At 40.6% G+C, this 17,348-nt stretch carries 14 protein-coding genes; 5 read left to right on the top strand and 9 right to left on the bottom strand.

All coding sequences use genetic code 11. From position 1 onward, the window contains the following. Positions 1–8 precede the first annotated feature (8 nt). The 6 genes from A6E04_RS01755 to A6E04_RS01730 all read right to left on the bottom strand — a co-directional run bounded on the left by A6E04_RS01755 (position 9) and on the right by A6E04_RS01730 (position 5,852). Positions 9–800: an ABC transporter permease gene (locus A6E04_RS01755; protein WP_017021913.1), complete on the bottom strand. Its 792-nt coding sequence runs from the start codon at positions 798–800 to the stop codon at positions 9–11. 171 nt (positions 801–971) lie between these two features. Next, entirely contained in the window at positions 972–1,421 is a 450-nt protein-coding gene (locus A6E04_RS01750) for a PTS sugar transporter subunit IIA (protein ID WP_065609575.1), read from the bottom strand. After that, a complete protein-coding gene (locus A6E04_RS01745) occupies positions 1,418–2,674 on the bottom strand; it encodes a PTS ascorbate transporter subunit IIC (protein WP_017021911.1) in 1,257 nt (418 codons plus the stop codon). Before A6E04_RS01745 ends, A6E04_RS01750 begins: the two co-directional genes overlap by 4 nt. An 11-nt stretch (positions 2,675–2,685) precedes the next feature. Next, the gene (locus A6E04_RS01740; RefSeq protein ID WP_065609573.1) at positions 2,686–2,955 is read right to left on the bottom strand and encodes a PTS sugar transporter subunit IIB; all 270 of its coding nucleotides are present in this window, start codon (positions 2,953–2,955) and stop codon (positions 2,686–2,688) included. A 286-nt stretch (positions 2,956–3,241) separates the two neighbouring features. Further along, entirely contained in the window at positions 3,242–3,715 is a 474-nt protein-coding gene (locus A6E04_RS01735) for a hypothetical protein (protein ID WP_023602980.1), read from the bottom strand. A gap of 289 nt (positions 3,716–4,004) precedes the next feature. Further along, a complete protein-coding gene (locus A6E04_RS01730; RefSeq protein ID WP_026025455.1) occupies positions 4,005–5,852 on the bottom strand; it encodes an SUMF1/EgtB/PvdO family nonheme iron enzyme in 1,848 nt (615 codons plus the stop codon). Between the two features lie 542 nt (positions 5,853–6,394). On the opposite strand from A6E04_RS01730, the gene A6E04_RS01725 reads away from it, so the two are divergent. The 5 genes from A6E04_RS01725 to A6E04_RS01705 all read left to right on the top strand — a co-directional run bounded on the left by A6E04_RS01725 (position 6,395) and on the right by A6E04_RS01705 (position 13,418). Continuing rightward, on the top strand, positions 6,395–7,174 hold the full coding sequence (locus A6E04_RS01725) for a helix-turn-helix transcriptional regulator (RefSeq protein ID WP_017021908.1): 780 nt from the start codon (positions 6,395–6,397) through the stop codon (positions 7,172–7,174). A gap of 179 nt (positions 7,175–7,353) precedes the next feature. Beyond that, a complete protein-coding gene (gene putA / locus A6E04_RS01720; protein ID WP_017021907.1) occupies positions 7,354–10,512 on the top strand; it encodes a bifunctional proline dehydrogenase/L-glutamate gamma-semialdehyde dehydrogenase PutA in 3,159 nt (1,052 codons plus the stop codon). Between the two features lie 14 nt (positions 10,513–10,526). After that, positions 10,527–11,234 (top strand): aldehyde dehydrogenase family protein, encoded by a 708-nt coding sequence (locus tag A6E04_RS01715; protein WP_017021906.1) that lies wholly within the window; start codon positions 10,527–10,529, stop codon positions 11,232–11,234. A gap of 119 nt (positions 11,235–11,353) precedes the next feature. Next, complete coding sequence (gene putP / locus A6E04_RS01710; protein ID WP_017021905.1) at positions 11,354–12,850, top strand: sodium/proline symporter PutP; 1,497 nt, start codon at positions 11,354–11,356, stop codon at positions 12,848–12,850. A 208-nt stretch (positions 12,851–13,058) separates the two neighbouring features. Continuing rightward, positions 13,059–13,418 carry a glutathione S-transferase N-terminal domain-containing protein gene (locus A6E04_RS01705; RefSeq protein WP_017021904.1) on the top strand — a complete coding sequence of 120 codons (360 nt, stop codon included), beginning with the start codon at positions 13,059–13,061 and terminating at the stop codon, positions 13,416–13,418. A gap of 573 nt (positions 13,419–13,991) precedes the next feature. On the opposite strand, the gene phnX is transcribed toward A6E04_RS01705, so the two are convergent. The 3 genes from phnX to phnW are packed head-to-tail and all read right to left on the bottom strand — an operon-like array spanning position 13,992 to position 17,330. After that, positions 13,992–14,852 (bottom strand): phosphonoacetaldehyde hydrolase, encoded by an 861-nt coding sequence (phnX, locus tag A6E04_RS01695; RefSeq protein ID WP_017021902.1) that lies wholly within the window; start codon positions 14,850–14,852, stop codon positions 13,992–13,994. Next, positions 14,845–16,224, bottom strand: a complete 1,380-nt coding sequence (locus A6E04_RS01690; RefSeq protein WP_017021901.1) for an aspartate aminotransferase family protein — start codon at positions 16,222–16,224, stop codon at positions 14,845–14,847. Before A6E04_RS01690 ends, phnX begins: the two co-directional genes overlap by 8 nt. Further along, on the bottom strand, positions 16,221–17,330 hold the full coding sequence (gene phnW, locus A6E04_RS01685; protein ID WP_026025452.1) for a 2-aminoethylphosphonate--pyruvate transaminase: 1,110 nt from the start codon (positions 17,328–17,330) through the stop codon (positions 16,221–16,223). The genes A6E04_RS01690 and phnW overlap by 4 nt, the downstream gene beginning before the upstream one ends. Between the last annotated feature and the right edge of the window lie 18 nt (positions 17,331–17,348).

The raw sequence follows: 17,348 nt of genomic DNA, 5'->3' as shown, positions 1-17,348 counted from the left end.
GAAAACGATTAATCAGTCGGTAGTGATACCAACACTTTCCCTTCTTTTGTAATGCTATTTTTAATGGTGAGTTGGAGAGTGATGGTGACAGAAATAGTCAGCATGACAAAAATGGCCATTAAAATCAGTAATTGATATTTAATGGCGACCATTGGATTAACGCCACCTAAAATCTGCCCCGTCATCATTCCGGGTAATGTAACCAACCCAGTGGTTGCCATTGACGCCATTATTGGTGCAAACGCTTTTTGCATCGCAGCACGAACAAACGGAATTGACGCATATTGAGGGGATGCCCCTAGCGCAATCGCGGCGTGATATTCACTTTCTCGTTCTTTAAACGAAGTGAAGAGGTTTTGCAGTGCCACGATATTGCCACTCAAACTGTTGCCCAATAGCATGCCTGCAAGAGGGATCAGATATTGAGCACTGTAAAATGGGGTAGGCTGAATAATTACCCCGCTCAATAGCAGCAGCAAAGGTGATAAACCGATAAGAAGCCCTATAAGTACAGGGAAAAAAATGTGACGTTTTGGAAGCTTGGCTTTAGACACAATAGAGCTAGAGCCAATGCTGATCATCGCGATGATCCAAACCACATTTAACAGGGGATTATCCAGTTGAAACACAAATTCTAAATATAAACCAATGAATACAAGTTGAGCCACCATTCGAAGCACACTGACGGTGATATCTTTAGCGAGATTTAACTGATAGAAACGATTGATAGAGAATGGAATAAGGAGAGTCAGGCTGAATAAACCCATGAGTGACCAACTAATGTCTAAGGCTGATTGCATTGGTGTTGTACTCGTAAAATTGAGGGTTTAATTATTATCTCAAGAATGCGTAAGTTTCTAAACATAATAATTGGTTTTGTGGCCTTTAGTACAAAAGAAATGAAATAGAAGGGGGAATAAAAAAGCCGCTGAGCGATAAATCGATCAACGGCGTTTAACGTAGCTAGAGCATTAGTATTGCTTCATGATCTCAGCAATCTCTTTGATTGAATCAGAGTTAATGATTTTTTCAATATCGTCGTCATTTTGGAAGAGTTCAGATAACGCCATAATTGTATGAATATGACTGTCTGAATCCATTGCCGCTAACGTGATAGAAATGAACACATCCCCGTTATCTTCAGATTCTAAATTCACGCCATTCTTAAACACAGTGACTTGCAGTGCCGCTTCATTTACGCCGTCTTCAGGACGAGCATGTGGCATGGCAATTTTAGGAGCCAAAACATAATACGCGCCAATCTCTTTGTGTTTTTGTTTAATTGCCTCTAAATAACTTTGTTTGATTTTCCCTTTTGCTAATAAAGCAGAGCAGGTTAAATCAAGTGCCGCATCAACCGTTAGGTTTTCAGCTGAGGTAATAACGATGCCGTCGTTACCAATTAAATCAAATAAACTCATGATACAGCCCATCCAAGAAGTAGCCCAACAACACCAAAGTCAAAATCAGAGAACGTTGTTGCTTCTAATCCTAAACCACCAAGCACTGGCAATAACAACATTGGTAAGATAGAGATACAGATACCTTGAGTAAATGCACCTAATATAGCGCCACGTAACCCCCCCGTCGCATTACCATAAACACCCGATGCACCACCCACGAAGAAGTGAGGGACAACGCCGGCAACAATAATTGTCCAACCCATCATGCCTTGCACACCCATCATTAATAGACCTGCAGAGAATGAAGATAAGAAACCAATCAATACGGCATTTGGAGCGACAGGGAATACCATTGGGCAATCCAGTGCAGGTTTAGCACCAGGAACTAATGTATCTGAAATACCTTTAAAAGCAGGGACGATTTCAGCGATTAGCATTTTCACACCTTGCAGAACAATGTACACACCACCAGCAAAGGTAAGTGATTGCATAAAGGTAAATACAACCCAGTTTTGACCATCAGAAACGGTTTCAACAAATTCACCACCCGCAATAATTGATGCGAATAAGAAGAACACAAACATAGTTGTTGCGACGGCTACCGGTGTATCGCGTAAAAACATTAGACTTTTTGGTACGTTAATGTCTTCTGTCGATTTTGATGTGTCACCAAATTTGCTGCCAATGTAAGCTGACACAATGTAAGACAAAGTAGAAAAGTGACCAATAGCAAGTTGGTCAGTGCCCATTACTTTCTCTGTGTACTTTTGGCCTAACGCCGGCATGATAACCATCAATGAGCCCACAATTAATGAGCCAATCGCGACTAACAACGTTCCTTGAATCCCTGCTGTTGATAAAATTACTGCAACAAGCATCGACATGAACATTGTGTGATGGCCCGTCAGAAATATATATTTCAAAGGAGTGATACGAGCCAATACAATATTAACGATAAAAGCGAAGAACATTATTAATGCCATTTCATAACCAAAGGCTTCTTGTGCTAATGCCACAATCGCTTCGTTATTTGGAATAACACCACTTACGCCAAACGCTTCAGTGAATACCGTCGAGAAGTTATTCAATGCACCAATAAGAGCGCCAGCACCAAAGCCAAGGATTAAGAATCCCATTACGGTTTTAATGGTGCCTTTTAAAATAGTAGAAAGATCTGATTTTTGTGCAACTAGGCCAATAAACGCAATAAGACCTACCATGATTGCTGGCTCTTTTAACAAGCCGAGCATGAATTCAAAAAAGTTTGTCATAATAATAGACCTTACATGAATGCTTTTAATTGTTCTTCGATTGATGCTTTATCAAAAATATTTTTCAAGCGAATAATATTTTGTTTTCCAGCGTCTTCTAATTGAACGGCGATGTCAGTTGCTGCAACCCAGATGTCTGCGTTGCTTGACGCTGTTGATGATAAGTCTTCATGATCAATCTCGGCTTCAAACCCGATTTTTTTTGCGACTTCTTTTACTGCCATTTCCATCATTAATGAAGTACCTAAACCGTTGCCACATACCACTAAAATCTTTTTCATAATATTAATTCTCAGTTGGATAAATCAAAATGCAAAATTGCATCGCTTGAAGTTTGTGTGAGAATCATAATGGAATAAAAGCGTTATAAATAAGATCTCAATCACAAACCAAAAATGAGATTGTGACGCAGGTCTATTATTCTTGAGCTTATTGATATGAATAACGTTAATAATTTTGATGAAATAACTTTTATTAAAAATAGGAGGGCAAGAAAGGATAACGTAAGTGAATTTAATTAATGGTGATGAATCCTATCAACACCATTAATATAAGCAGGCTGCAGAACTAATATTTTGCGTAGTCTTTGAGTATTTTGTTAAACATATTATTGATCTCTTTTGTCTTTTTATTTCTTTTTGTGAGATCACTTAATGATGCTGGTGATTTTTTTGTATTTCTTGCTGCGTTAAGTTGCTCTAATTTATCTTTCATTTTTTGCACCGCAGGTAACAGCATGCGAAGCTCTTCACCATCGGCGGTCGTTAAAACGACGATATTATCCGACTCTACGTGTGTAATTGTCAGTAATCCGTGTTTGGCTGATTCGAATTGTTCTCCGACCATCATTGATTCTGGAGGAACGGAGCGATCAGTGACAAGGCCACTTCGTAGCTTTGCCGCACTGATGGATCTCACATTGCCTGTGTTATCAAAGGCAATAATAACAGTATGGCAGTTGTAATAATCAACCACCGTGACATAGCCGTGTTTGTTTGTTTTAAATTTTGCTCCATTACCCATATCAAGCGGAGCGTCCATTTTTTTCACTAAGAATCCTCTCTAAAAAATCCATAAACACATCGTTAAATAAGGCGATTTTATTGTGTTTTTTTACTGCATGATGGAGAGCAATAACCTTTTTTATTTTGAAAAAAGTTACTTATTAAGATAATGCTAACTGATTATAAGTAAATAAATCCACTTTTTATTGATAATCTACAAGGATAACAATCTTTATTATAGTGGAGAAATGGGGTCTACCTCTGTTTATTAGAATGAAAAAAGCCGCTGGTATCAGCGGCTTTTGTTTTAAATGTGAGCGTATTTTTTACAAAGAACGAACCACGCGGAAACCCGTGTAGTTAGCGCTTGTTGATGGATTTAGCTCTAGTGATTCATACACTTTTGCTTTATTTGGTGCAAAGCTCCATGCGCCACCGCGAACAATACCAGAGTCAGAACTTGTCCATTCCCACACATTACCAGCGGTATCGTAAATACCGTATGGGTTAGCGGCAAAGCTTGCTACTGGAGACGTTGATTTGTTTGCCCAAGAAGAGCCACCCCAACCAGTATTTGCGTTACCTGATCCGATGTCAGTTCCCCACCAGTAAGCAGACTTACTGCCAGCACGAGCTGCAATTTCCCACTGTGCATCAGTAGGAAGCGCGTACGTAAAGCCTGTTTGTTTTGTTAGCCAATTCGCGTAAGTTTCTGCGTCTGTTTTAGAAATACAGACGGCAGGTGCGTTATCTGATTGCTCAAAGCCCGGCTTGCGCCAGTTTTGGTTTTGGTGACGTTTTGTTTCGCCACCATTAATCGCATTACACCCTGCGCCTTTTTCAGCTTCAGTAAGGTAACCACTGCTTGCAACAAAGGCGTTAAATTGTTTTACAGTTACAGGAGTTGCGCCAATAGAATAAGCTTTTGACATAGAAACCGTGTGATTCGCTTCTTTGCCTACGTGGTATTCACCAGAACCAATAACCACCATTTGTGGTGCTAATTGATTGTTGGTTAGACGGTCTGCAAATTTCTTACCTGGCTTAGGTCGGTTTTTTTGATCTTTCAAATCCGCCCATAATGTCATGTCTTTTACTAATGACATTTGACGACTGTATGGTTCAAACCCTGATTTCTCAACGGTCACTTGATGTTGACCAGCAGGAAGCATTACATCAACAGGGGTGCTGCCGTAATTAACGCCATTTACTGTTACGTTGTCTTCATGACGGTTTGAACGAATCGTAATGCCGACCCATTTTTTTTCTTTTTTGATTTTGTCTTTTGATGCTTGAGAAGTGCCTTGTTCAATACAGTAACGGTTTTCAAGACCTAGCATTTGACAAGCAGCTGTTGTGTTTGGACGAGCACGTAAAGACGCTTGAAGCTTTGTTGTGTAACGGTTATTACCGTTAAAACCGCTATCAATGATGGCACTGTCTAATACATGGATATTCATCGATACACTATCAACATGCTGTTTAACAACATCAGATTCAGTGAAGCCACTGATCAATTGTTGTTGAAAGCTATTGACGGCTTTTTGCATGCTTAAGGTTTTACCTTGGCTTGCACAAGCCGCTAAAGTCATGGTTGTTTTACATGTGATGGTATGAACAACATCAAGTGTATCTTGAGTTGATAGTTCTTCTTGAAGACGAAGTACACGAGCTTCTTGGCGAGATTCACCTAAGATTTCAAGTTCATCAAGCGCACGTTGTTTCTTTGTACTGTTTGCTTTAAGTACACGAGTTTGCTCTTGAATGTCTTGTTGGCTTGCTAGCTTAGCAACTTGGTTTTCTTTTACTTCTTTCCACGAATCTTGGTATTGCTTTTGAAACGGCGTGATATCCAAGTCTGGATCGTTAATCATGCGATTGTATTGTTCATCAAGATTACGTTGAGCCAGTTTACGTTTTGAATCCAACTGCTCAGCTTTATTATCTAAAGCTGAATCTTGGTTACGTAAATCACGTAAGCGACTTTGGTCTTCAATAACCGTTGCTTCCAGTTGTTTTACTTCACTACGTTTGTTTGTAAGTTTGTTGTCAATCGAAGCAACAGAGTCAGCCGATGCTGTTGTTGGTTGAGATTCTGTGTTTGCAAGCGCTATTGGTGTAAATAGGGCCGGCGATAACAGTAATGCTAGAGCGGGTAATCCTTTACGATTCATAATTCTTCTGCTTTGGTTGTTTGACATAAATAATCTTGAGTAATTTGTGTACATAATAATTAACCCGTATCGACACCTTGATTGGTGCTTAAGCATAAATAATGCTCTAAGGAGGCTAATCGACGGTTGATACTGATCTACCTATTTCACTCGTGATCATTAAGTAATCTAGGCAGATAAGTATCCACTATTCATAGTTTTGACAGTAATTTATGAAGCAATATTCGTACCAATTTTGTAGAGATAAAAAGAGAAATTCAGCAATGTTTGTCATGATCATCGTTTCGGTGAGTAGAAAGCATGATCAAGTTAAGATATGAGAATATGAAATCTCAATTACTAGATGTAATTCTAATTACTTGTAAATAAAGAGGTTAATTTGTGGTTTTGAAAATAAATGAGGTGAGTGTAAATTGAAATTACATTGACTGTATTTTGTTGAATCATGATCATGCTTTCGTATTTTTATCGGTAATAGATTGTTTTTATGATCTTAGTTACACTGAGAAAAGAAAATACAGCAGACACTAGGTGGAAGTAAAATGACGTTGAATTGGATTTCTCCTGCTCAAATCATCATGTTGCCGGAAGAAAGAGACCTCCATGCCCACGAACATCATCAATTGGTGATAGGGTTAAAAGGGCAGTCAGAGTTTGAAATAAACGGGGAGAGCAGCGTTATTTCCGCCGGAAAAGTAGGAGTGATCCCTTCGCATCATCAGCATGCATTTTCAAGTTTGTATCAATCTGAAATCTTAGTACTTAATTTTCCTCAATATTTTGAAGATCTAGAACTTGCCTCGCGGGTGAACTCATTATTTGCACATTCTGGTTATTATCGATTAGATACTCAAATTCAAAACTTAATTCAGCTATTAGTGTGTGAGATTCAAGCGAATCTTAATGATCATCTGTTAAGTCGCGCTTGCAGTGATACGATCATCGCGCTATTACACCGTCATTTAATTGATGAAAATTCTGACAAAAGGCAAAAGCGCCTGAATTCTGATGTGATCGACAATTTTATAACGCAACATATCGGAACTAAGATCACAATTTCTCAGTTGGCTAGTACGGTTTTCCTCGGCGAGAGTCAATTTTATGCCATTTTTAAGCAAGAATTTAGAAAAACGCCACATCAGTACATTATTACGAAACGTATTGATTATGCCAAAGTCTTGTTAACGGAAAGTAACCTCAGTATTGGAGATATTGCTCAACAAACGGGGTTTGCTAATCAAAGTGCATTTAGTCATGCATTTGTGAAACACAAAGGAAGTTCTCCCACCAAATATCGTCATTCTCACTTTATTCGTAACTAAAAATTACTGCGTTTGTTCTCATTTTGTAACCGTATGGACGATTTAGCAATTTAATCGTAGTTTTTGACAAGTATTTTATCTAAATAGAAAATAGACTCTTTCGCAATTAGCCTTAATAACAAATCGATTAACTATAAATAATCTTAACTAATCGGTTAGACAAATAAGAGGAAACAGGTATGTTTCAAGCGAAAGATGTATTGTTGTCATCCATTATTGACCAGCCTTTATCGGTGCTATGGTCTGCAATATCCCCTCTTTATATGGTTGATGAAGCACAGTGGATTCAAGAGCTCATTCCATTAGCACAACCTACTGCTGATGAAGCAGTCCTAATGTCAGAGCAAGCTGGCGATCTTATTCAACGAGTGCGTGATGATAAGCAAGCGGTGCAAATGATAGATGCATTGCTACTTGAATACAGCTTAGATACCAAAGAAGGTATTTTATTGATGTGCTTGGCAGAAGCGTTAATGCGAATTCCAGATGCGGCGACTGCTGATGCTCTTATTCGTGACAAATTAAGCACGGCAGATTGGAAATCTCATCTTAAAAATTCAGATTCTACGTTTGTAAATGCGTCGACTTGGGGACTATTACTGACGGGGAAAGTCGTCAGCATGGACGTGAAATCGGACGGTTCTCCTTCTAATGCGATCAGCCGTTTGGTCAATAAATTCTCTGAGCCTGTTATTCGTCAGGCCATGAACCAAGCAATGAAAATCATGGGTCACCAATTTGTACTTGGTAGAACTATTGAAGAAGCGCAGAAGAAAGGCAAATCGATGCGCGAAAAGGGATATACCTATTCTTTTGATATGTTAGGTGAGGCGGCATTAACTCAGTCTGATGCGCATAAATACTTTAAAGATTACATCATGGCAATTGAGAGTGTAGGGCGAGGGGCAAGCATTGCTAATTCCGCAGATCCTACCGTATCAATTAAGCTTTCAGCGCTTCACCCTCGTTATGAAATGGCGAATAAAGAACGTGTCATGGGGGAGATGTGTGATTCTGTATTGCAACTTCTTGAACGTGCACGTGAGTTGGATGTTGGTATTACGATTGATGCAGAAGAGGCCGATCGTTTAGAGCTTTCTTTGGCTTTATTTGAAAAACTGTATCGTCATGACATCGTTAAAGGTTGGGGAAAATTTGGTATCGTTGTTCAAGCGTATTCTAAGCGTGCATTGCCCGTTTTAGTGTGGCTAACTGCGCTAGCAAAAGAGCAAGGTGATACGATCCCACTTCGCTTGGTGAAAGGCGCATACTGGGATACCGAACTTAAAATATCACAACAATTTGGTTTTGCTCGTTACCCTGTATTCACCCGTAAAGAGTCAACCGATGTGTCTTATCTTGCTTGTGCTCGTTACTTATTAAGTGATCACGTTAAAGGCAATATCTTCCCACAATTCGCAAGCCACAATGCACACACGGTTGCAGCGATTGCTTCAATGGCGACGCACGATGAGTTTGAATATCAACGTTTGCATGGCATGGGCGATGCGTTATATGAACATGCAATGGCAATGTTTCAACGCAGTGTTCGTATTTATGCTCCTGTTGGTAGCCACAAAGATTTATTGCCGTATTTGGTTCGTCGTTTATTAGAAAATGGCGCAAACAGCTCGTTTGTTCACCGTTTGGTTGATGCAAGTTGCCCTATTGAAAGTTTAACAGAGCATCCAGTTGATACTCTATTAGCTTGCCCATCGTTTGAAAATCAGCTGATCCCATTACCGCCGCATATTTTTTCAGATCGTAAAAATTCATACAGCATTAACTTTGATGTTGAGAGTGAAGCAGAACCGTTTGAAGCGTCAGTAAAAGAGAAAATGGACAACTATTGGAAAGGGGGACCGATTGTTAATAATTCGCGTTATTACGAAAGCATGATCAAGGAAAGTGTGTCTGATTTGCATGTTATCACCTCTCCTTATGATCGCAGTAATGAAGTGGGTTCATTAGTATGGAGTTCTCAAGAGTCGGTTTCAAACGCACTAGAAATGGCTCATGACTATTTCCCAACATGGCAAGCGACGTCAGTGACGGAACGTGCGGACTATTTGGATCGCTTAGCAGATAAACTTGAAGAAAATATGCCTGAGCTTGTGGCGCTGTGCCATAAAGAAGCAGGAAAAACGATTCACGACAGCATTGATGAAGTACGTGAGGCGGTTGATTTTTGTCGTTACTATGCCGTTCAAGCTAAGTTAAATTTCAGCAATCCAGAAACGATTGTTGGCTTTGATGATATTTCTCACCAGATAGCTCGCCAAGGCCGTGGTGTGTTTGTGTGTATAAGCCCATGGAATTTCCCACTCGCTATTTTCTTAGGTCAAGTGACCGCCGCATTGGTGGCGGGTAATACCGTGGTTGCAAAACCGGCAGAGCAAACGTCACTGATTGCCGTTCGTGCCATTGAGCTTTTATTAGCAACGGGTATTGCGCCACAAGCGATTCACTTATTACCGGGTGACGGTAAAACAGTCGGCGCGCCATTAACGTCAGATCATCGAGTGGCAGGTGTTGCGTTTACTGGCTCAACAGAAACCGCACAATTGATTAATCGCACATTATCAAATCGTACGTTTGAAGGAAAAGGTGTTGCTCCGGTGCCATTTATTGCTGAAACGGGTGGTCAAAATGCAATGATAGTAGACAGTACAGCATTGCCAGAACAGGTAGTTCGAGATGTTGTTCGTTCCGCTTTTGCTTCTGCTGGTCAACGTTGTTCAGCACTTCGAGTATTGTTTGTTCAAGAAGACATAGCAGAACGTATTCTGAATTTGATTAAAGGCACAATGGCCGAATTGAGTGTTGGTTTACCTGAATTGCACAGCACGGATGTCGGTCCGGTGATTGATACCAAGGCAAAAGAAAAGCTGCTTGCACACATTGAGAGAATGACAAAAGAAGGCAAATTACTTGCTCAAGCGACATTACCTGAGTGGGCTGAGAAAGGGGATTTTGTTCCACCAAGTGCGTTTGAAATTGATTCGATTAGTCAGCTAGAAAATGAGCAGTTTGGTCCAATTCTTCATATTGTTCGTTTCAAAGCCAGCGAATTAGACACCATGGTCGATGACATTAATGCCACTGGGTTTGGATTAACTATGGGAATACACAGTCGTAATGAAGTCACTTATACCCGTATTGAGAAAAACATCAAAGTAGGTAACTGCTACATCAACCGTGATCAAGTTGGTGCGGTGGTGGGAGTTCAAGCCTTTGGTGGTCAAGGACTGTCAGGGACGGGACCGAAAGCGGGGGGACCTCGTTATTTATTCCGTTATACCCAAGCAATCGCTTCAAATTCTGTATCAACTAAGTGAGAAAGGAGAGACTCATGACATCTATTACACAACTTATTGATTCTGCTCTTTCTCAACCAGAGAAATCATGGGCGCAATTGTCAGTATCGACACGTTCAGAGAAGTTAATTGAATGGTCACACGCATTAGCTGAACACCCTAAATTTGGTGTCCTTGCTGCAAAAATGGTGCGTTTTCAATGCCAAAGAGCGCAACAGTTAATTTCAGAAACTCAATTAATGCCAGGGCCAACAGGAGAAAGTAACGAACTCTACACTGCACCTAGAGGTGTTTTTTACATCACTTCGGATGAAAAACCATCAGTTGTTGCATTGATGGGTCAAATAACTGCAGCATTAATTGCAGGAAACGCTATTATTGTCGGCCTTCCGAGTGGGGAGTCTGATATTGCCTCGTTAATTGTGGATGGTTTACATAATGTAAATGTACCGACCACGATTGTCCAACAGGTGAATTTTTCAGAAAAAGACATAAATGATGTCCGATTAGCGGGCGTTTGCTTTGTAGGAAGTGAGCAGAGAGAAATCGAGCTTAACCAACAATTAGCAAAGAGAGATGGATTATTAGCGCAATTGATCGCAGAAACGGATCAAGAACGCCTGACAAATACTACCGATCCTCATTTTGTTCTACGCTTTATTACAGAGCGCACTCGAACAATAAATGTAACGGCAGTGGGCGGTAACGCTACATTGTTGGAACTTGGAGGTGGTAATCATTAACGAACACATGATGTGATCGTGAGTCATTGCTTTTTTTGCACTATAAAAATATTACAGCAAAGAAGTAACGTAAGAGGGCTATTGGCCCTCATTACTGCCAATAATATAAAGGAAATAGAATGATAGAAAATAACTTTGCCATTACAGGCACGTTTTTAACTTACCTTGTTGTGATGCTCGCTATTGGTATTTATGCTTATAAACGTACCAACAATTCATCAGATTACTTTTTAGGAGGACGTACATTAGGGCCTTGGCCTGCTGCATTATCTGCAGGTGCTTCAGACATGAGTGGTTGGTTGCTGCTTGGTTTACCAGGTTATGCTTACGCTGCCGGTCTTGAGTCATTATGGCTTGCGGGTGGTCTACTACTGGGTACTTGGTTAAATTGGTTGATCTGTGCTAAACGTCTAAGAACGTACAGTATTACTACGGATGATGCCTTAACTCTGCCAGAGTATTTATCTCGCCGATTTAATGATAATTCAAAATTGATTCAGACAATTTCTGCTTTGTTTATCCTTCTGTTCTTCCTTTTCTACACCAGTTCAGGCTTGGTTGCTGGCGGTAAATTATTTGAAACTGTATTCGGTCTTGATTATAAAGTTGCCGTTGTTATAGGCACACTGTGTGTTGTTTCATATACTTTATTTGGTGGTTTCCTTGCGGTTGCTTGGACGGATTTGGTTCAAGGTTTATTAATGTCAGCGGCATTGATGATCGTACCAATTGCAGCAATGCAGGGTGGATTCAGCCAACTTAATACTGATCTTGTGGCGATTAACCCTGAGTTAATGACGTTATGGACAGGTATGGACGGTAACCCACTAAGTGCGGTGGCTATCATCTCATTAGCGGCGTGGGGCTTAGGTTACTTTGGCCAACCTCATATCCTTGCTCGTTTCCTTGCTTCTCGTTCAAATAAAGATTTAACGACCGCCCGTCGTATTGCGGTTATTTGGACTGCGCTTTCAATGGCAGGTGCAGTATTAGTTGGTCTTGTTGGTTTGCTTTACGTGAATGGTGAAATGGCAGGTCAAGTGATTGATGGTGAAAAAGTCTTCATGTTATTAGTGAATGCGATTTTCCATCCTGCGATTGCGGGTATTCTACTTGCCGCTATTCTTGCTGCTATCATGAGTACTGCCGATTCTCAGTTACTGGTTTCTTCATCTGCGCTTGCGGAAGATTTATATAAGCAACTTGTGAATAAAGACGCAACGAGCAAAGACATTGTTAATGTTGGCCGTTTTGCCGTCATTGCATTGTCTATTATTGCGTTAGCACTCGCCATGAATCCAGATAGCTCAGTGCTTGGTTTGGTGTCTTATGCATGGGCTGGTTTTGGTGCTGCGTTTGGTCCTGCGATCATTCTAAGCTTGTACTGGAAAGGCATGAATCGTAATGGTGCGCTTGCTGGTATCGTTATTGGTGGTCTAACGATTGTTGTCTGGAAACAGTTAACGGGTGGCTTGTTTGATATCTACGAAATCGTTCCTGGGATTATCTTTGCAACGACAGCAATTATTGTTGTTAGCAAGCTAACGGGTGAACCTGAAGAAAAAGTTCGTAAACAACATGAGCAATTTGAACGTAACCTTGTTGAGTTTGACTAACCTTAGTTAATCAATAAGTAAATAAAGCCCCAAATAGAGTGCTCTCTTTTGGGGCTTTTTTGTGTGTTGAATATGAAGAAGCCGATTGATTTTTTTGCTTATTATTATGGGTTACATCATCTAATTAATGGCATTGATATAAGGCTCTGTTACAATCGCGTTAGTTAAATGCAACAGATAATAATTATTATTTACTAGGAGTGTAAAAATGAAGTTAATCCGCTTGGTGCTTGGCAAAGTTATTTTGGGATTAGATTGTGTGTTTACGCCTTCAGGGGTCAAACGTGATCCAGCTAAACAAGCAGAAATTGACACAGAAACGGCGAACTATTCGTTGTATCAATTTGAAGCTTGTCCGTTTTGTGTGAAAGTTCGTCGTACAATTAAGCGCCAATCACTGAAAATTGAATTGCGTGACGCAAAAAATAATGAAGAGCATAAAGCCGCATTATTAGCGGGTGGTGGACGAGTAAAAGTGCCATGCCTGCGTATTGATGAGAATGGCGAAACAACATGGATGTATGAATCTTCAGATATCATGGCTTTCTTAGAAAAAAAATACCCTTAATATTCATCATGTTGAATTAATACTAAAGTGGTAATTAAGATGGCGTACTTATTTAAGTACGCTTTTTTTATGTATCTATTATGTAAATTATCAATGTTCCGTATATATTAAATTGATTGTTTATACTTCTATTATTAGCATTGACGGTTGCTTTATGAGACTCAAGTCACAAAAAGTCTTGATTTAAGTTACCGTTCAGTTAAACTGTCTCTTGTGACTTGATCACAATAAAATAAAAACACATTAGGCTAGTTATTATGGATAAAATGAGTACAACTCATAAATGGTCAATTAAAAATTGTCCCAAGGATATAGAGAGCCAAGTTTTATCTGTTATTGGATTAATCGATAAGAAAGGTTCAGCATCAGACATGGATCTCTGCAAGATCTTTGGTGAAGTATTATGGAGTGATGGGAAATATTTTAATTCTCACGCATTTCGCTTCTTGTTTGATCATGAGACTCTTTCATGTGAAGTAACGAAGAGATGCTTACACTAAAATCAACAAGCTATGTATTTTTAAGGCCATTATTATTCCCCAATAATGGCCTTTTTTAATGCGTGTCGTATGACTAAGGCCTTTCACCTGCGAGTAATCGCGTTTCAATATCGGCAATCACTTCTGGTAAATCTGCAATAGTATCAATCAAGTAATGAGGGGTGGATTTTTGCAGCTTTAAGCGTGCTTTTTCTCTGGCAACACTCAGTGTCTCTGCATCTGCGGCTTGATATTCTTCATACGTTAATCCTGCTTCATTGCCTGATAATAGTAATCCAACCGTCCACATACCGGCATTATGGCCTTCATCAATGCCGGGTGCAGCATCATCGACTTTAATGCAGGTACTTACGTTAGTCACGCCTAATTCAATGGCATTTTTTAGAGCCATGAACGCAGCAGGACGGCCACCTTGAGGTAAGTCATCCGTAGCGACAACATAATCAGGGTGATAGCCATATTTTGCCGCTGCAGGGATTAAAATATCCATGACCTCACGCGGATAGCCAGAACATGACCCAATTTTTATCCCTTTGTCTTTCAGATCATTGACGACGTCAATGGCGTTTAAAATCGGCTCGGCATGATCCGCCACTTTGGCTTTTTGTAGTGGCATAAACGTTGCGTAAATATGATCGATTTCTTCGCTTGTCATTGCGTGCCCAAATTGTTGGTGCCATCTTTGATTCACTGATGGAAGTTTACCAACCGCTTCAATGTGTTGCCATTTTCCTAACCCCATTGGTTCTCGTGCTTCAGCAAGATTAATGTCGAAATTAAAACCACTTTTAAAGGCCTCAACAAAAATACTGGTGGGTGCAAAAGAACCAAAATCGACAATGGTGCCAGCCCAATCAAAGATAACCGCTTGAACAGGGCTGTCTTGTAAAAGAGGGGTGTGTGCTGGAAATGGGTTAAACGCTAAATTAGACATAGTTGAAATCCTTACATACTTTGGCAATTGCTTGTTCAAAAATAATCAGAGCTTGTGTTAGCTCTTCACGAGAAATAATGAGTGGTGGACTGAGTTGAATGACGTTGCCTTGCGATACTTTAAAGCTCAGGCCATCATTTAAACATTGATACAACACGGCTTCGGCTTCATCAAAGGCGCGTGTTTTTGTTATAGGGCTGGTTACTAACTCAACCCCCCAAAGCAACCCAATACCGCGAACATCGCCGATAACTGGATATTTTGCTTTCATTGTGTAGAGATAATGATGGATGAATTGACCGTCGTGGCGAACTTTTTCAAGCAAGTTGTTTTGTTCAATTGTTTCCATTACCGCGAGTGCCGCAGCGCAACCCACAGGGCTTTTCTCATGAGTGTAATGACCCAAAGAGACGTTCGCCGCGGTATTGTATTTGTCTTTTGTGATCATGGCGGCAATAGGGATTAATCCTCCGCCTAATCCTTTACCGATACATAAAATGTCAGGTTCAATATCGTAGGCTTGGTGCGTAAACCATTCACCACTCCGACCCATACCATTTGGAATATCGTCGATAATTAATAGTACATTGTGTTTATCGCAAATTTCTCGAATACGCTTCCAATACGCTTTACTCGGCACTTGCACATCGGTATTTCGAACGGCTTCAGCAATAAACACGCCGATGCCGCCTTCTTTTTCGATGACATATTCTAAATAATCAGCGTAATGAACATCGCTGCCATCTGAAGATGGAAAGGCACCACGATAAGTGACCGCCGGAGGAATACGTTCTACGCCTGCTAATAATGGCCCCATTCCTTCACGAAAACAGGCTTCACCGCCCACAGAAATTGCGTCTAAAGAAGCTCCGTGAAACGAATCCCATAATGAAACAACTTTAAAGTTGCCCGTAATGTGACGAGCCAGTTTTAAGGCCATACCAATAACAGAGGTGCCACCAGGCGCAAATAAAACTCTATTAAGTTGACCGCCACAGATCTCGGTGAGTTTTTCGGCACACTCAATCGCTATTGAGTTAGTAAAGCGTCTTGGTGAAAAAGGCAATTGTGCGATTTGCTCGGTCACTTTTTTTATGACATGAGGATGACCATAGCCAAGCTGATGAACGTTGTTACCGTGAAAATCGAGGTATTTTTTCCCTCTCGTGTCTTGTAAATAAACCCCTTCCGCCCCTTGTAGAGAATCTAAACAGGGGGTCGACATGGCTTGATGTAAAAACACGTTCGAATCGCGAGTTAACAAGGATTGGGTTGATTCATCTTGCAGTGATTCATTCCACAGATTGCGAGCTAGAGTCGTATTTACATCCCCTTCACTACGAAAATGGGGGGTGATCAGTAATTCGCTCATGCTGAAACCGTTTCCCAATACATGGCATTTTCAACGGCTGAGATTAATCGTTGGATGTCTTTAGGGTAAACGTCGCCAATATTACCAATACGGAAGCAATCCGCATTAGAGACTTTACCGGGGTAGATAACAAAGCCTTGTACTTTTAAACGAGCATAAAACTCTTTGAATTGGTAATCGTCGTGCGCTGGGGAGTAAAAGGAAGTAATGATTGGTGAGTGCAACTCGTCATTTAATAACGGTTCAAAGCCTAAGCCTCGCATGCCTGACACCAAGGTAGTTTGGTTGGTTTGATAACGTGTGTGTCTGGCGGTAATGCCACCTTCGATTTCTAATTCAAGTAAGGCTTGGTAGAAAGCTCTTACGGTATGAGTAGGGGAAGTAAAACGCCATTTTCCTTGGTTTTTCTCCATGCAATCCCACTGATCATAAAGATCCAAAGTGAGAGAGCGGGCACGGCCTTTACATTGCTCAAGTTCTGATTGTTTTGCGATAACAAAACCAAAACCGGGAACACCTTGAATGCATTTATTAGCCGAACTGATCATGTAATCAATACCAAGATCGGCAATATCCATTGGGATACCACCAAAGCTAGACATCGCATCTAGAATAACAATTTTATTGTGTTGTTTCGCTAAGACGGCAATGGGTTCTATAGGGTTAAGCATGCCCGTCGTGGTTTCACAATGAACAATAGCAACATGGGTAATGCTTGGATCGGTGATGAGTGCATTTTGAACCTCACTGAGTGTTGGCTGTGCGGTCTCACCCGGTGAAATAACATGGCATGGAATAGATAAATACTGAGCTATTTGTGCAATACGTGCCCCATAAGCCCCATTATCAACCACCAGTAGTTTGCCATTCTTATCAATCACGCTGCCAATCGTTGCTTCAACAGAAGCAGTACCACTGCCTTGCATTAATACACTGGTATACCCTGATTTCTCGGTAGCTAGAGCAACCAGTTTGTCACGAATAACCTCAACGACATCAATATTGTATTCGTCGTCCCAAGTACACCAGTCTTTTAGCATGGCGTTGCGAACTGTCGGTGTGGTAGACAGTGGACCCGGAGTTAAAAGTAGATATTCATTTTTCATGTTAAATTCCATTTTGGT

It is taken from the genome of Aliivibrio logei, assembly GCF_001691055.1.
Classification (GTDB): Bacteria; Pseudomonadota; Gammaproteobacteria; order Enterobacterales; family Vibrionaceae; genus Aliivibrio; species Aliivibrio salmonicida.
The sequence above is the reverse complement of the archived record's forward strand: the minus strand, read 5'-3'. Positions and strand labels throughout refer to the sequence as shown.

Excerpts from the sequence above, each read along its gene's own strand:
- A6E04_RS01730 (WP_026025455.1), bottom strand. The coding sequence starts at position 5,852 with ATGAATCGTAAAGGATTACCCGCTCTAGCATTACTGTTATCGCCGGCC.
- putP (WP_017021905.1), top strand. The coding sequence starts at position 11,354 with ATGATAGAAAATAACTTTGCCATTACAGGCACGTTTTTAACTTACCTT.
- A6E04_RS01725 (WP_017021908.1), top strand. The coding sequence starts at position 6,395 with ATGACGTTGAATTGGATTTCTCCTGCTCAAATCATCATGTTGCCGGAA.
- A6E04_RS01745 (WP_017021911.1), bottom strand. The coding sequence starts at position 2,674 with ATGACAAACTTTTTTGAATTCATGCTCGGCTTGTTAAAAGAGCCAGCA.
- A6E04_RS01690 (WP_017021901.1), bottom strand. The coding sequence starts at position 16,224 with ATGAGCGAATTACTGATCACCCCCCATTTTCGTAGTGAAGGGGATGTA.
- A6E04_RS01750 (WP_065609575.1), bottom strand. The coding sequence starts at position 1,421 with ATGAGTTTATTTGATTTAATTGGTAACGACGGCATCGTTATTACCTCA.
- A6E04_RS01715 (WP_017021906.1), top strand. The coding sequence starts at position 10,527 with ATGACATCTATTACACAACTTATTGATTCTGCTCTTTCTCAACCAGAG.
- putA (WP_017021907.1), top strand. The coding sequence starts at position 7,354 with ATGTTTCAAGCGAAAGATGTATTGTTGTCATCCATTATTGACCAGCCT.
- A6E04_RS01705 (WP_017021904.1), top strand. The coding sequence starts at position 13,059 with ATGAAGTTAATCCGCTTGGTGCTTGGCAAAGTTATTTTGGGATTAGAT.
- A6E04_RS01740 (WP_065609573.1), bottom strand. The coding sequence starts at position 2,955 with ATGAAAAAGATTTTAGTGGTATGTGGCAACGGTTTAGGTACTTCATTA.
- phnW (WP_026025452.1), bottom strand. The coding sequence starts at position 17,330 with ATGAAAAATGAATATCTACTTTTAACTCCGGGTCCACTGTCTACCACA.
- A6E04_RS01755 (WP_017021913.1), bottom strand. The coding sequence starts at position 800 with ATGCAATCAGCCTTAGACATTAGTTGGTCACTCATGGGTTTATTCAGC.
- A6E04_RS01735 (WP_023602980.1), bottom strand. The coding sequence starts at position 3,715 with ATGGACGCTCCGCTTGATATGGGTAATGGAGCAAAATTTAAAACAAAC.
- phnX (WP_017021902.1), bottom strand. The coding sequence starts at position 14,852 with ATGTCTAATTTAGCGTTTAACCCATTTCCAGCACACACCCCTCTTTTA.